Annotated in this window: 11 protein-coding genes; 4 read left to right on the top strand and 7 right to left on the bottom strand. The window is 71.4% G+C overall.

What is annotated here, in order from left to right; genetic code table 11:
• The first annotated feature begins 17 nt into the window (after nucleotides 1-17).
• Nucleotides 18-383: a four-helix bundle copper-binding protein gene (locus tag ACZ434_RS25045; RefSeq protein WP_468459479.1), complete on the top strand. Its 366-nt coding sequence runs from the start codon at nucleotides 18-20 to the stop codon at nucleotides 381-383.
• Between the two features lie 46 nt (nucleotides 384-429).
• Here the strand turns inward: ACZ434_RS25045 and ACZ434_RS25050 are convergent, their stop codons facing one another.
• Entirely contained in the window at nucleotides 430-1,692 is a 1,263-nt protein-coding gene (locus ACZ434_RS25050) for an LCP family protein (RefSeq protein WP_468459481.1), read from the bottom strand.
• A 120-nt stretch (nucleotides 1,693-1,812) separates the two neighbouring features.
• Here ACZ434_RS25050 and ACZ434_RS25055 point away from each other — a divergent pair, with 120 nt between their 5' ends.
• Complete coding sequence (locus tag ACZ434_RS25055) at nucleotides 1,813-2,370, top strand: acyl-CoA thioesterase (protein WP_468459483.1); 558 nt, start codon at nucleotides 1,813-1,815, stop codon at nucleotides 2,368-2,370.
• A gap of 182 nt (nucleotides 2,371-2,552) precedes the next feature.
• Here ACZ434_RS25055 and ACZ434_RS25060 read toward each other — a convergent pair whose 3' ends face one another.
• Nucleotides 2,553-4,028, bottom strand: coding sequence for an LCP family protein (locus ACZ434_RS25060; protein ID WP_468459485.1), 1,476 nt, complete (start codon nucleotides 4,026-4,028; stop codon nucleotides 2,553-2,555).
• A gap of 127 nt (nucleotides 4,029-4,155) precedes the next feature.
• On the opposite strand from ACZ434_RS25060, the gene ACZ434_RS25065 reads away from it, so the two are divergent.
• Nucleotides 4,156-5,193: a glycosyltransferase family 2 protein gene (locus ACZ434_RS25065; RefSeq protein ID WP_468459487.1), complete on the top strand. Its 1,038-nt coding sequence runs from the start codon at nucleotides 4,156-4,158 to the stop codon at nucleotides 5,191-5,193.
• Nucleotides 5,194-5,307: 114 nt separating this feature from the next.
• Here the strand turns inward: ACZ434_RS25065 and ACZ434_RS25070 are convergent, their stop codons facing one another.
• The 5 genes from ACZ434_RS25070 to ACZ434_RS25090 all read right to left on the bottom strand — a co-directional run bounded on the left by ACZ434_RS25070 (nucleotide 5,308) and on the right by ACZ434_RS25090 (nucleotide 11,563).
• Nucleotides 5,308-6,891: an LCP family protein gene (locus ACZ434_RS25070; RefSeq protein WP_468459489.1), complete on the bottom strand. Its 1,584-nt coding sequence runs from the start codon at nucleotides 6,889-6,891 to the stop codon at nucleotides 5,308-5,310.
• A gap of 184 nt (nucleotides 6,892-7,075) precedes the next feature.
• The gene (locus ACZ434_RS25075) at nucleotides 7,076-7,309 is read right to left on the bottom strand and encodes a hypothetical protein (protein ID WP_468459491.1); all 234 of its coding nucleotides are present in this window, start codon (nucleotides 7,307-7,309) and stop codon (nucleotides 7,076-7,078) included.
• Between the two features lie 39 nt (nucleotides 7,310-7,348).
• A complete protein-coding gene (locus ACZ434_RS25080) occupies nucleotides 7,349-9,163 on the bottom strand; it encodes an LCP family protein (protein ID WP_468459493.1) in 1,815 nt (604 codons plus the stop codon).
• 243 nt (nucleotides 9,164-9,406) lie between these two features.
• Nucleotides 9,407-10,612, bottom strand: coding sequence for an LCP family protein (locus ACZ434_RS25085; protein ID WP_468459495.1), 1,206 nt, complete (start codon nucleotides 10,610-10,612; stop codon nucleotides 9,407-9,409).
• A gap of 189 nt (nucleotides 10,613-10,801) precedes the next feature.
• A complete protein-coding gene (locus ACZ434_RS25090) occupies nucleotides 10,802-11,563 on the bottom strand; it encodes a TIGR03089 family protein (protein WP_468459497.1) in 762 nt (253 codons plus the stop codon).
• A gap of 129 nt (nucleotides 11,564-11,692) precedes the next feature.
• On the opposite strand from ACZ434_RS25090, the gene ACZ434_RS25095 reads away from it, so the two are divergent.
• Nucleotides 11,693-13,183 (top strand): peptidoglycan recognition protein family protein, encoded by a 1,491-nt coding sequence (locus tag ACZ434_RS25095; protein WP_468459499.1) that lies wholly within the window; start codon nucleotides 11,693-11,695, stop codon nucleotides 13,181-13,183.
• The last annotated feature ends 59 nt before the right edge of the window (nucleotides 13,184-13,242 follow it).

The following is a 13,242-nucleotide window of genomic DNA, read 5'->3' on the forward strand; positions in this document are numbered from 1 at the left end:
TCGCCCTGGGAGGAACCATGACCCAGCAGCAGCCGACCATGGAGCCGATGAGCCAGGAGATGCAGGACTGCATCGCGGCCTGCATGTCCTGCCACAGTGTGTGCGAGGAGACCATGAGCTCCTGTCTGCAGATGGGGGGCCAGGCCCGGATGGGGATCATGCGGGCGCTCATGGACTGTTCCGAGATGACCCGTATCTGCGCGGACATGATGATGCGCCGCTCGCCGCTGGCGAACGAGATGTGCATGATGTGCGCGCAGGCCTGCGACATGTGCGCCGAGGCGTGCATGTCCCTGCCGGACGACGAGCGGATGATGCGCTGCGCGGAGTCCTGTCGCCGCTGCTCCGAGATGTGCCGTGCCATGGCGGGCGCCACCATGTGACCCCGCGGTCCTGCGCGGCCGGGGGCGCCCCCGGCCGCTTCGGGCGTCAGTTGCCCTTGACGGTGACCTTCTCGTCGTTGTTCAGCTGGCTCACCAGCTGCTTCACCTTCGCCTTGTCCCAGAGCAGGTTGCCGCCGCTGGTGCCGGCGATCGGCATGTTCATGGACGTGCCCTCACCGCCGCTGACGCCCTTCATCGACCAGAACATGTCGGCCAGGTCGAACAGGCCCATCTCCTTGTCGACGATCAGGGAGTCCAGGCCCGCGCCCATGGTCGGGTAGAGCGTGAAGGGGTTGAGGACCGTGCCCGGCGTGGCCACCTGGTTGGCGAGCGCCGAGAGGAACTTCTGCTGGTTCTTCGTACGGTCCAGGTCGGAGCCCGCCAGCGCGTACCGGGTGCGGACGAAGGCGAGGGCCTCCTCGCCGTTCAGGGTCTGCTTGCCCTTCTTGAGGTCGGCGCCGGACTTGGTGTCCTTGATGTCCTGCGGGATGTCCATCTCCACCCCGCCGACCGCGTCCACGATGTTCGCGAAGCCGGCGAAACCGATCTCCACGTAGTGGTCGATGTGCAGCCCGGTGTTGAACTCGACCGTGCGGACCAGCAGTTCGGGCCCGTCCTCGGCGTAGGCGGCGTTGAGCTTCACCTGGCGGCCGGTCGCGGGGTAGGTCTTGCCCGAATCGGAGCCCTTGAAGGACGGGATCTCCACGTTCGAGTCGCGGGGCAGCGATATGAGGGTCGGGCCGTTGTCGCCGGTGTGCAGGATCATCATCGAGTCCGTGCGCTTGCCCTCGGCGGAGCCCGTGCGCAGCTTCTTCTTGTCCTCGTCGGACAGCCCCTCGCGGCTGTCGGAGCCGACGATCAGGTAGTTGGTGCCCGCGCCCTTCTCGGGCCGCTCGATCACCTTCGACAGGTCGACCTCGCGGTTGAGCTTGGAGTCGGCCCAGAAGTACGTGCCGACGGTCGTCACGACCAGCACGGCGGCGACCGTGATCGCCGTCCACTTGATGCGGCGGCGCCAGTCGGGAGCGGGGCGCTGCGGGCCGTAGCCGTCGTCGCCGCCCCGGCCGCCACCACCGGGCGAGCCGTAGACCTGGCCGGTGTTGTAACCGCTGTCGTAGCCGCCGTGGCCGCTGCCGTCGACGTACGACGGCTGCTGCGGGACGCCGTGCGCGCCCTGCCCGGGCGGGGCCGCCGGACCGCGGCGGACCTGCCGCATGACACGGGCGCTCTCGGGCTGCGCACTGGCGCTCCCGCGTCCGTAACGGCGGCCGCGGTTCTCGTCGGACCATGCCTCGGGCCAATCATTCATGGGAGACAGTGTGCAGGTCCGGGCGGTACGCCATACAAGGGTCGTCGGAAAATCAGGGCAGCGCTGTTGCGAAGCTGACACAAATCGGGGCGCACTCCACCACGGCATAAGGTAGAGGCCATGACAGACCAGGCCCCAGCCGCAGCGACGGAGAGTCCGGACATCCCGGGCAAGTCCATCGCGGCGTCCCGTACGACCCTCAGCCACATCATGACCCACAACGACACCAATCTTCTGGGCACCGTGCACGGCGGGGTGATCATGAAGTTGGTGGACGACGCGGCGGGCGCCGTCGCGGGACGGCACTCCGGCGGGCCGGCCGTCACCGCGTCCATGGACGAGATGGCCTTTCTGGAGCCGGTCAGGGTCGGTGACCTGGTGCATGTGAAGGCGCAGGTCAACTGGACCGGCCGGACCTCGATGGAGGTCGGTGTGCGGGTGCTGGCGGAGCGCTGGAACGAGTCCGCGCCGGCCACCCAGGTCGGCTCGGCGTACCTGGTGTTCGCCGCGGTCGACGCCGACGGCAAGCCGCGCCGGGTGCCGCAGGTGATACCCGAGACCGAACAGGACAAGCGCCGCTACCAGGAAGCCCAGATCCGCCGCACCCACCGCCTGTCCCGCCGCCGGGCCATCATGGAACTACGCCAGAACCGAGCCGCAGAAGGCATCGAGGACTGAACCCCCCAGGGGCGCGGGGCTCAGCCCCCAGGGGGCGCGGGGAACTGCGCGAACGGGGGTCCGGGGGCAGAGCCCCCAGGGATGGGACGGGAAGGGGCGGCGGGGGCGAAAGAAAGCCCCTGAGTGGCCACCCGCGCCCCCTGCCGCCCCACCACCCCACCGAACCGCCGGACGGCCCACCCTCAGGAACACCCCACCTCGTCGCCCCGCACCACCCCCACCTCCCCCTGACCCGGATCCTGCGCCCGCACCTTGCGAACCTTCTCGAAGTCACCCCCCGCGATCACCTTCAGCGTCGCCCCCTGCCCCGGCACCGCCCGCAGCTCACTGCCGGGCAGCGCCGCCGCGAGGGACTTCGCGGAGCGGTCCCAGCGGGGGTCGTAGGCGACGACGGTCCGCTCCACGTCCTGCCGCGCCGCGTTGGCAGGAGTGCGCGTGGTGTTGAACCCGGTCGCCGCCAGCGCGGCGTCCACGCGCCGGCCGAGCCCCGCGGTCCGGGTGCCGTTCTCGACCTGCACCCGGATCTGCCGGGGGTCGACCGGCACCCGCTCTGCCGCGTCGCGCGAGGGAGGCGCGGTCAGCGGCTGGTCCCGGCGGAGCGCGTCGAACAGGTGCTCGGCCTTCTCGGTGTCCCACTTCAGCGTCGAGCCGACGCCCTCCACGGTGTGCCCCATCTTCGCGATGGGCACGGTCGTGAACTCGGAGGAGGAGGGCGAGAAGTCGCGCATCGCCCGTCCGAGGTCCAGCAGTTCACCGGTGCCGAAGCCCTTGTCGGCGCGGACCGAGCCGAGCACCGCGCGGGCCACGTCCCGGAACTTCATCGGGTTCAGCAGGATTCCCGAGGAGGTGGCGCGGTGCACCAGCGCGGCCATGAACTGCTGCTGGCGTTTCATCCGGCCGAGGTCGGAGCCGCCGTCGACATGGCGGGCACGGACGTAGCTCAGGGCCCGGCCGCCCTCGAGGGTGTGCCGGCCGGCCGGGAGGTCGAGGCCGGTGTGGCCGTCCTTCAGCCGGTGGTCGGTGCAGATCTCGACGCCGCCGACCACGTCGACGGTCTTCATGAAGCTGGTGAAGTCGACCTCCAGGTAGTGGTCGATCTTCACCCGGGTCATCTTCTCCACCGTGCGCACGGTCAGCTGCGGCCCGCCCTCGGCGTACGCGGCGTTCAGCTTGACGGGGTGTCCCTTGTGCTGTTCGCCGCTCACCCGGTCGGTGTGCGGGGGTGTCTCGGCGTAGGAGTCGCGGGGCAGGCTGACGATACTGGCGCGGTCCCGGTCCTCCGAGATGTGCACGATCATGATCGTGTCGGTGCAGTGGCAGGGCGCCCCGCCGAGCCGGTACTTCTCCCGCTCCTCCTCGCCGACCTTCTCGCGGCCGTCGGTGCCGACGAGCAGGATGTTCATGCCGTGGCCGGCCTCGGGGCGGTTCTTCATGTCGCGGAACGGGTCGACCCGGGCGATGTCCTCGTCGAGGCTGCTGAGCACCGCGTGCCCGATCCCGGCCGAGGCGAGGACGACGACCGACAGCGTGGTGACCGTGCGCAGGACCCAGCGCGGCTTGCGGCGCGGGGGAGCGGGCGGCCGCGGGCCCCTGCCGGGCCGGCGCGGGGGGTGCGGGGGTGCGGTGCGGGGCCGGGGGGACCGGGACGGCGTGGGCAAGGGGGCACCTCCGGGCGACGGCCGTGCGTGGGATCGTGAGCACCGTAGGCCGATACGATCTGCGGCCCGGCGCACGGCCCCCCGGCGCGCGCCCGGTGTCCCCCGTTCGCGGTAACGTGAGGCTCCTATGAACGCCAATCCCGACGTGCGGCTCCCCGCCGTTTCCGTGATCATGCCCGTCCTCAATGAGGAGCGGCATCTGCGTGGCGCCGTCCGCGCGATCCTCGCCCAGGAGTACGCCGGCGAGATGGAGGTCGTGATCGCCCTCGGTCCGTCCACGGACCGCACGGACGAGATCGCGGCCGAACTCGTGGCGGAGGACCCGCGGGTGCACACCGTGCCCAATCCGACGGGCCGCACCCCGGCGGCCCTCAACGCGGCGATCAAGGCCTCGCGCCATCCGGTCGTGGTCCGCGTCGACGGGCACGGGATGCTCTCCCCGAACTACATCGCCACCGCCGTGCGGCTCCTGGAGGAGACCGGCGCGCAGAACGTCGGCGGCATCATGCACGCCGAGGGCGAGAACGACTGGGAGCACGCCGTCGCCGCCGCGATGACCTCGCGGATAGGCGTGGGCAACGCCGCCTTCCACACCGGTGGACAGGCGGGCGCCGCCGAGACGGTGTACCTCGGGGTGTTCCGGCGGGAGGCGCTGGAGCAGCAGGGCGGGTACAACGTGGAGTTCATCCGCGCCCAGGACTGGGAGCTGAACTTCCGCATCCGCGAGGCCGGCGGGCTGATCTGGTTCTCGCCGGAGCTGAAGGTGTCCTACCGGCCCCGGCCGAGCGTGCGGGCGCTGGCCAAGCAGTACAAGGACTACGGCCGTTGGCGGCACGTGGTGGCCCGTTACCACTCCGGTTCGATCAACCTGCGCTATCTCGCCCCGCCGGCCGCGGTGTGCGCGATCGCGGCCGGGATCCTGGTGGGCGGGCTGCTCACGCCGTGGGGCTATGTCGTGCCCGGCGGTTATCTCGCGGCGATCGTGGCCGGGTCCGTACCGGCCGGCAAGGGGCTGCCGCTGAAGGCGCGGCTGCGGATTCCGGTCGCGCTGGCCACCATGCACATGTCGTGGGGCTGGGGCTTCCTGACCAGCCCGCGTTCGCTGGCGAGGAAGGTCATCGCCTCCCGGCGTCCCGCCGTCCCCGCGGACGCGCCGGCCGCCTGACGCCACCCGCGTACCCGGCGGCCGCCTGACGCCACCCGCGTACCCGGCGGCCGCCTGACGCCACCCGCTTACGCGGCGGGCCCCTTCCCGGCCGGGAAGGGGCCCGCTCGGCGTTCACCAGGTGAAGCCGGGGTTGACGTGCATGCACGCCTTGTCGTCGGCCCCGTTGAGCGCCTTCGCCGACTCGGGGGTGGTGTCGTCCTCCTCGGGCGCCTCGTACCGGGTGCCCTCGCGCCAGTCGGCGCCGACCACGAGGGTGACTCCGGACACCTCGGTGGACCGCTTCACCTGGCCCGCCGGGATGCCGAGGGCCTCGGCGACGCGCCGGGCGTCGCCCTCCAGGTCGGCGCTCGGGTAGCGCACCACCGTCCGCTTCGCGCCGGAGGCGCCCGCGGGGTCCGCGGTGGCCAGGGCGAAGCCCTTCTCCTTCAGCGTTTCGGTGACCGTGCCGGCCCGCCCGCGGACGGCCGCCAGGGTGTCGGTGCGGGTGCCGTTGCGGACCTGTACGGCGATGTCGGCGTCCTCGGCGGCCGGGTCGGACGGGGGCTTCTCCCCGGCCTGCGCGGGCTCGGCGTCCTTGCCGTCGAGGGCGATGTCCTCGCGCACCAGGCGGAACAGCTTCTCGGCGTCCTCGGTGGGCTCCACGCGGGCGCCGACGTACCGGTTGGGCATCGTGGTCATGGTGATGCGCGCCGGTTCCACCTTGCGCAGCTCGTTGCTCAGGTCGTACAGCTTCTTCACGGTGTCGAGCCCGGGGTCGACGGTGAGCGCCTCGGTGGCCTGCTCGGCCAGCCGGCGCAGCTTGCCGGGGTTGCTGAGGGTGGCGTTCTCCCGGAGCTGGCGGACCAGCGAGTTCATGTACATGTGCTGGGCCCGGGCGCGGGCGAGGTCGCTGCCGTCCTCGAAGCCGTACCGCGTGCGCAGCCACTGCAGGGCCTGCTCGCCCTTGACGGCGGTCGTGCCCTTCTCCAGTTTCAGGCCGGAGCCGTGTCCCTGGCCGTCGCGCGAGTGGATGTTGGCGTCGACGCACACCGGGACGCCGCCCACCGCGTCCGCCATGGCCACCACGCCCGCGAAGTCGACCATGACGAAGTGGTCGATGTGGATGCCGGTGAGCTCCTGCCAGGTGGCCACGGTGCAGCCCGGACCGCCGTGGCCGAGGCTCCGGTTGGTCATCGTGCGCCCCTGGCTCGCCGGGTACACCGTGCCGTCGTCCGGGTCGGTGCACTTGGGGATCTCGACGAGGGTGTCGCGCGGCATGCTGATCACGGACATGTTGGTCCGGTCGGCGGACAGGTGCACCAGCATCTGCACATCGGCGAGCGGGGTGGAGCCGAACGTCTCCCGGGCACCGCCGAGTTGCTGGTTCTCCTTGCTGTCCCGCGCGTCGCTGCCGATGAGCAGGATGTTCAGCGGGGTCTGCCCGGCCGCGTTCGGCGTCGGCTCGGCGACCTTGTTGTCGCCCAGGTTCAGGGCTTCCTTCTTGATGTTGCCGTTCAGCTGCCGGTAGTAGAGGTAGCCCGCCCCGGCAGCGCCGATTATCAGCAGGGCGAGGACCGCGGCGGACCACTTGAGCAGACGGCGTGCGCGTCGCGGGCGGGGGCCGCTGCCGTCACCGGTGGGCGGTTGCTCGTCCGGATCCGGACCCTGTTCCCGCTCCTCGTCACGGAGCGTCTCCGGCGCGGCCTTCTGCGTCACTTCCCCCGTCCTCCCCACCCCTGAAAAACTCCTCGATCTCGGCCAACGGGCCCCTCCCGCTTCCTGTTAGACGCATGAGGGGCCCGTCAGTTGCCCTTGGATGCGCGGGGACTTCAACGAATCCCGGACCGGCTGTCCCGCATTGCGGTGTCCCGTCCCGCCGCCCTCGCGGGCCGCGGCCCCGTCACCAGCGGCAGGGCGTGCACGGGTCCGTGCGGGCGCCCGTCTCCCGGCCGTCGAGGGCGTCGGCGTCCTCGGGCAGGTCACCGGCCCCGGGTGGCTCCTGCTTCGGGAACGAGGCGCCCTCGTGCCGGTCCGCGCCGACGGCCACCGTGACCTCCGGGACGCCGCTGGACTGCCGGACCGCTTCCGCCGGGAGACCCGGAGGCGCGGCGATCCGCTGGGCGTCGCCGCGCACCTCGGCCCCCGGGCAGCGCGCGACGGGCCCGTCGGATCGCTACTTGGCGCACTCCACCTTGTCGGCCGTGGACTTCTCGATGTCGTCCGGCGCCTTGGTCGGCGGTGTGAGCGACACCCCCGCGCCCTTGAAGTCCTTGCCGAGGGTCAGCGTCATCGCCGGCACGCCCTGGGAGTTGGTGACACTCTCCCCGGGCTTCATCGCCGATGCCGACAACCCCATGATCGCGGCCAGCCGGCGCGCCTGGTCGGCCTGGTCGGGTGCGTACTCGAGTGTCGTCCTGGCGAGTTCCCCGGGCGCGTTGCCGGCGTTCTCCGACTTGGTGACGCCCTGCTGGACCTGGAGCCAGCTGAGGGTCGCCTGCGCGCTGCCGCCGGCGGCACCGCCGTTGAGGATCCGCACCCGGACCTCGGAGGCCGGTGCCTTCTCGCCCTTGAGCCGGGCGGCGACCGCCGCGCTCTCCTTCTTCTTCTGCTGCTTGACCTCGGTGAACGACACGTCGTTGCGGATCAGGTCGAAGATCTCCGGCGCCTTCGCCTCGTTGAGCACGACGGTCGCCTTCACCTTCTCCGCGGGGTTGTCCAGCACCGGGACGGTCGTGAAGGTGAGGTTCTTGACGTTGAGCTTGCCCAGCTCCAGACCGAGGTCCTTGAGCTTGTTGATGCTGTCCAGCTGGGAGTCGACGGTGAGCGCCTCGGTGCCCGCCTCCGCCAGCTTGATCATCTTCGTGGGGCTGGTGAGCGTGTCGTTCGACTTCAGCTTCCGCATCAGCGCGCTCAGGAACTGCTGCTGCAGACCGATCCGGCTCAGGTCGCCGCCCAGGCCCACCGAGTGGCGGGTCCGCACGAACGCCAGCGCGTCCTCGCCCTCGATGGTGTGCGTGCCCTTGGGCAGCTTCAGATGCGAGTCCGGGTCGTCGATGTCCTTGGCCAGACACACCTCGACGCCGCCGACCGCCGAGGTCAGCGTCTTGACGGCGTTGAAGTCGGCCACCATGAAGTTGTCCGGCTTGATCCCGGTCAGCTCGGTCACGGTCCGCATGGTGCAGCTGGGCGTACGGCCGCCCTGGCCGAGGCTGGTGTTGAAACGGACGCCGGTCTCGCCCGGGATCACCTTCTGGCTGCCGTCCTCCTGCTCCGTCGGGCAGTCGGGGATGTCGACTATCAGGTCACGCGGGATGCTCAACGCGGTCGCGTTGGAGCGGTCCTTGGACACGTGCAGCAGGATCGTGGTGTCCGCGTGCCCCGCGCTGCCCTTGTCGCCGTAGCCCTCGTTGCCCGAGCCGGTGCGCTTGTCGGTGCCGATCAGCAGGATGTTGATCGCCTTGTCCTTGCTGAAGCCACCGGTGCTCGCGCCGTCGTCGGAGACGGACGTGATGTTGTCGTTCAGGTGCTCCAGATACAGATAGCCGCCCACGCCGGTGGCGAGCACCAGGAACGCCAGGGTGCCGCTGCTCCACAGCAGGACCTTCTTCGCCTTCCCCTTCTGCTTCGCCGGCCGGCGCCCGCGCCGCCCCGGCGGCGGCTCCTCCGGCGCGCCCCGGCGCCTGCGCTGCGGCGGCACCTCCCGGCCGGGCGTCTCCCGCTCCGGTCCGGTGCCACGGCCGGGCGTCTCCCGCTCCGGTCCCGTGCCACGGCCGGGCTGCTCGGGCGAGCGGCCCGGTGCGGTGCGGCCGCGCGGATTTCCCGCGTCGGCATTCCCCGCACCCCGGGGCCGCGGCCCGCGCGGTCCGGGAATCGGTGACTGCGGTGCGGAAGGGCTCAGTCGCAGTTCGTATTCACCGGTATCCGGATTGAGCACCCACTGGTCTGCGGGATCGACGTTCTCTCCCCGCCCACGGCTGTGCGCGTCCACGGTCGCTTGAATCCTCCGTCGGGGCCACGCGGCGCCTTTCCCCTCCCAGGCGCTCGGGTCTCGGTCACACAGTGCGAGAACTCAGGACGGGCCTGAAGGAACGGACGCACCGGAGCGCTCACACTAACCGCCCTGATCGCCATCGGGCGACGCCGGTGACGAATTCCACGTCCTCACAAGGGGGCAATCCACCCATTTCCCTGGACAAAGGTTCGTAGTCCCGGAGTTGGCTCGGGCTCGCCTTTACGTACAAGTGTCCTCGGCGGCGGTGTTCCCCGAGAAGGTGGGAGCGGGAGAGGGGTTCCCGGACGGCTCTCCGGATTCCCTTTCCGTGGCCTTTTGATTACGTTCCGTACGGACCGTGACGGGGGTGTCCGTGCGCAGCCGCTCGAACAGTTCCCCGGCCGCGGGCTGCGCGAGCTGGTCGCGATTGACGTCCCCGGCGTACGACTCGCGGGGCACGGTCAGGAATTGCACGTCCTGCGTGGGGATCTCGCGCAGCCCGCGCACGAGTTCGTACAAACCCCGCAAACTGGCCAGCTCCGGGTCGGTGGTGAGCGACGAGGTGGCCGCGTCCAGAACGGGATACAGCTTCACCGGATTCAGCAGAACGTCATTGCTGCGCACCTTGTTGACGAGCGCGCCGAGGAACCGCTGCTGCCGCTCCATCCGGCTGGTGTCGCTGCCGTCGCCGAGGGTCTTGCGGGCCCGGACGTAACCGAGCGCCTGCTCCCCGTCCAGCGTCACCCGGCCCGCCGGGAGACTCAGTTCCGCGTCCTCGTCGTCGATGGGCTCGCGCAGACACACCTCGACGCCGTCCACCGCGTCCACCATGTCCTTGAACCCGTCGAAGTCCACGACCACGTGATGGTCGACGCGGATGTCCGTGAGTTTCTCCACGGTGCGGATCGTGCAGGCGGAACCCCCCACCTCGAAGGCGGAGTTGAACAGGGTGAACGCCGGTTCGGAACGGGACCCGTCGGGGCGCCGGCAGCCCGGCACCTCCACCATCAGGTCCCGGGGCAGCGACACCGCGGTGGCGCTGCGCCGGCCCGCCGACAGATGCAGCAGGATCGCGGTGTCCGAGCGCTCGGTCCCCGGGTCCCGCCCGTAGCGGCGGTTCTCCTCGCCGGCCCGCGAGTCCGAGCCGATCAGCAGGATGTTCTGGGCGCCCTTGACGAGCGAGGTGGGCCGGTCCTCCTCGAACCGCTCCAGTTCGGCCGCCGCCGCCTCGTCCGGAGTGATGTTCCCCTCCAGCTTCATGTACACCGCCCACCCGGCGCCCGCTGCGGCGACCAGGACGACGGCGACCGTGACCCCCGTGCCGCGCGCCCAGCGCCGCCGGCGGCGCTGGGTCCGGCCCCGCCCGGTGGGCGAGGAACCCGTCCCCGGGCCCAGGGCGCGCCCCGCCCCCTGCTGACCGGAGGGCGTGCCTGCGGTGTCGCTCATGGCCGGGTCCACCCCTCACTGCGTACGGGACCAGGACGGCGTACGGGTGCGTGGTGCGTGCCGCTGATGACGACGATGGCCCGGCGGGGCGGGGTGTGCGGGGTGGTGCTGCGCCGAACGGGGGAAGCGGGGCCGCCGACCGGGTGGGCGGGTCGAGGGGTGGAGTGGGTGGGGCGACAGGGGGCGGGGCTACCGGGCGATGACCGACACCCGCTCGCTCTCCACCCGCTTGTCCAGGGCGTCGTCCCCGAGGCGGTCCAGGTTCCGGCACAGGACCACGGAGCCGCCGGTCGCCAGCGGGCCGTACAGCCCCGTGCTCAGGCCCTCCCAGGTGTCGAACGGCAGCCCCGACAGGACCCGTGAGGCGGGCCCGGTCAGACCGAGCTCCGGTGCCTCGGCCCGCGCCCGCTCGACCACCTCCGCCCCGGTGAACTCCCGTCCCGCCACGATCAGCGCCGGCTCCTCCGGGTCGACGGGCGCGTACGGAACGAACCGGTCGCCCTGTCCCGGTACCTCCACGGCGTAGTCGGCGAAGCCCTCCGGGGGCTGCGGGAAGCGCCCGCCGAGCGGCCGGAGCGCCAGCGCCATCCGGGGGCCCGAGCAGGCACGCGCGGCTTCCAGCGACTCCGGCTCCGGACCGCTCACCACCACGTCCGCCGCCGCCGGGTCCCCGGCCACGTCCGCGACGACACCCACCGACGCGCACGCCAGCAGCCAGACCGCCGTCTGCCAGTGCGCGGGCAGCAGCAGGGCCACCCGGTCGCCCGGCTCGACGGACAGCTCGTCCTGGAGGAGGTTCGCCGTCTTGGCCACCCAATTGGCGAAGGTGGCCACGGACAATTCGACGCGTTCGCCCGTGGCGTCGTCGTAGAAGGTCACCAGGGGGCGTCCCGGGTCCGCGGCGAGCGCGGAACTCAGCAGGTCGGCAGGGGTGCGGTCGGTGGCGTTCACCCGCGCAAGGGTACGCGGCCCGGCCCGCGCGCACCGCCCGCGCGGGACACCGGTTCGGGCGAACGGGCTCCGACAGACCGTCAACTCCCCGATGGACAGATTTGTCTGACTATGTCCAAGATCAGGAGCATGCGTGGAATCCTTGCTTCCTCAATCGGTGTCACCTGCGCCGCCGCCCTCGCCCTCCCGCTCGCTCCGCCCGCCACCGCGGCGACCGCGAGACCGGTCCCGACGGCGGAAGCGGCCACGCGCGTGGCGGTGACGGCCCCGTCCGACGTTCCCGGCAGCACCCGGTCGCTGCCCCTGCGCCCCCTCACCCACGACCGTGCCTCCGGCGCCGTCCTCGGTCTCGCCCCCCGCGCCGTACGGCACTTCTCCCTCCTCGGCGTCATCTGGGACGACCCCGCCGCCGAACTCCACGGCCGCGTCCAGGTCCGCACCCGCGCGGCCGGCACCGGCGGCTGGTCCGGCTGGCGGGACGTCGAGACCCACTACACCGACCACGCGGCCGACCCGGGCTCCGAGGAAGCCGCCTCGGGGCGGGTGCGGGGGGCCACCGCGCCGTTGTGGGTGGGGGAGTCGGACGGGGTGGAGGTGCGGGTGCAGCCGGAGCCCGGCGAGTCCGACGAGTCCGGTGGTGACGGGACGGCTGGGGCCGGGGGCGAGGAGGCCTCCGCGCTGCCGGCCGGGCTGCGGCTCGAGCTCATCGATCCCGGGGACACGGACACGGAAACGGACACCGAGACGGACACGGACACGGACACGGAGATGGAGGGGGACACGGACACGGAGACGGAGGGGGACACGGACGCCGGCACCGCCCCGTCGCCGGGGGACGCCCTGGAGGGGCGTACGGCTCCCATGACCGCCGACGCCACCGCCGCCTCCGCGGCCAACGCCTCACTCGCGGCGCTCGGCGCCACCGAGATCCGCGAGCTGACCGCCGAGGAGACCCGGCAGGAACTCCACACCCTCGGCGACTCCCACCTGACGGAACAGCAGCGGGCCGACGCCTACATCGGGCCGCGCCCCGCCATCGTCACCCGGCGCGGCTGGAAGGCGGACGAGAGCCTGCGGGAGAAGAAGTTCACGTACACGGGCAAGGTCAAGGCCGCCTTCGTGCACCACACCGCCTCCGGCAACAACTACACGTGCTCACAGGCGCCGTCGCTCGTCCGCGGGTTCTACCGCTACCACGTCAAGAGCCTGGGCTGGCGGGACATCGGCTACAACTTCCTCGTCGACAAGTGCGGGAGGATCTACGAGGGCCGGGCCGGGGGAGTGGCCAAGGCGGTGAAGGGCGCCCACACCATGGGCTTCAACAGCAACAGCACGGGCATCGCGGTGATCGGCTCCTACGGATCCAAGAAGCCGTCGAAGTCGGCGGTGAAGGCCGTCGCCCGGCTCACCGCGTGGAAGCTCGGACTCCACGGTATGAATCCGCGGTCCAAGACATACCTGACGTCCGGCGGTGGCAACCTCTACGGCAAAGGCAAGAAGGTACGACTGAACGTGATCTCCGGTCACCGGGACGGGTTCAACACCTCGTGCCCAGGGGGGAAGCTCTACGGCAAGCTCAAGTCCGTGCGCTCCACGGCGGCCCGCTACCAGGGACGCTGATCGCGCGGGCGTTTCCTCCTGCCGGGGAGGGGCTTGCATACACTGACCGGCCGAAAGAC

Source organism: Streptomyces sp. NPDC030893, from assembly GCF_055571535.1.

Excerpts from the sequence above, each read along its gene's own strand:
- ACZ434_RS25045 (WP_468459479.1), top strand. The coding sequence starts at position 18 with ATGACCCAGCAGCAGCCGACCATGGAGCCGATGAGCCAGGAGATGCAG.
- ACZ434_RS25050 (WP_468459481.1), bottom strand. The coding sequence starts at position 1,692 with ATGAATGATTGGCCCGAGGCATGGTCCGACGAGAACCGCGGCCGCCGT.
- ACZ434_RS25055 (WP_468459483.1), top strand. The coding sequence starts at position 1,813 with ATGACAGACCAGGCCCCAGCCGCAGCGACGGAGAGTCCGGACATCCCG.
- ACZ434_RS25065 (WP_468459487.1), top strand. The coding sequence starts at position 4,156 with ATGAACGCCAATCCCGACGTGCGGCTCCCCGCCGTTTCCGTGATCATG.
- ACZ434_RS25085 (WP_468459495.1), bottom strand. The coding sequence starts at position 10,612 with ATGAGCGACACCGCAGGCACGCCCTCCGGTCAGCAGGGGGCGGGGCGC.
- ACZ434_RS25095 (WP_468459499.1), top strand. The coding sequence starts at position 11,693 with ATGCGTGGAATCCTTGCTTCCTCAATCGGTGTCACCTGCGCCGCCGCC.